Consider the following 1,162-nt stretch of genomic DNA (forward strand, 5'->3'; position numbering starts at 1 on the left):
AATGCCTCAGGCGGCATGCGATCCCTGTGGGAGCGGGCTTGTCCCGCGAACACGGGCGAAGCCCGTGCCATCCAGCGCGGTGCCTGCTTCGCGGGGCAAGTCGGATCGCCGCACCGCCGCTCCCACTCGGATTACGCTACTTTTTTGATCTGCGTAACTTCACGCTGGGGCAACACCACATCTCGCCATGGCGTGCCTGTCCTGAGCATTGCATTGAGCTGTACGATGAACACCCTCATGCAGGCCACGATCGCGACTTTGGCCAGCTTTCCACGCTCGCGAAGCCCTTCATAGCGCGCCTTGAGGGCCGGGTTATGTTTCACCGCCACCAGGCATGCCATGTACAGCGATCGCCTGACTTCAAATCGCCCTCCTGAGATAGAGCGCTTTCCCACGGATTTTCCGCTGTCGTGGTTGAACGGCGCTACTCCGACCAGTGAGGCTATCTCTCTGGACTCAACACGACCGAGCTCCGGTAGCAGCGCTACCAGCTTGCCCGCTGTCACCAGCCCAATGCCTTTAACCTGGACCAGCTGGGCAACGCGCTCATCGTTCAGCGCAGTCGTTTGCTGTTTGATCGCTTGCTCAACCAGTTTGATCTGCGACCTGAAGTGCTGAAGGTTGGTTTTCAGGAAATTGGCAACCACGGCTGACTGCGCCTGCTTCAGGCGCCGCCGGTCGTCATCCCGCTGCTGAATCAGGCGATCACGCTGCTGCAGCAGCTCCCGCAGAAGCGCTCGGTCTGGGCTGATTCGCAGGGTAGGCTGGTCTGGAATGACTTCGGCGTAATGGGCCAACACTGCGGCATCGATAGCGTCGGTCTTGGCCTTGATGGCCATGGAGTCGGCAAAAGCCCTGGCGCGCTTGGGATTGACGCGTATGACTTTGAAGCCTGCGTCCTGTAGAAAATGCATGACATCGCGTTCATAGCCGCCAGTGGCCTCCAGCAAGACGCGCTTAATGCTGAACCCCCGCAGCTCCTTGCACAGCGCATCAAATCCTGCCGGATCATTGTTCACACGGATCTTGATGCCCTGCGGTCGCACCAGTGCATCAAGCGAATTACTGGAAACATCGATTCCCAAGAAGGAAGCCATCACCAAAACCTCCTAAACTCAACACAGTGAGAGGACTTTGGCTTGGCCCACGCTTGTGATTCGAG

General features: G+C 58.5%; 1 protein-coding gene. It reads right to left on the bottom strand.

Annotated elements, in window-relative coordinates:
- Nucleotides 1-131: 131 nt before the first annotated feature.
- On the bottom strand, nucleotides 132-1,097 hold the full coding sequence (locus ACIPZF_RS26105; protein ID WP_400804964.1) for an IS110 family transposase: 966 nt from the start codon (nucleotides 1,095-1,097) through the stop codon (nucleotides 132-134).
- Nucleotides 1,098-1,162 lie beyond the last annotated feature (65 nt).

It is taken from the genome of Pseudomonas sp. NPDC089752 (assembly GCF_044748725.1).
In the GTDB taxonomy this organism is placed as follows: Bacteria; Pseudomonadota; Gammaproteobacteria; order Pseudomonadales; family Pseudomonadaceae; genus Aquipseudomonas.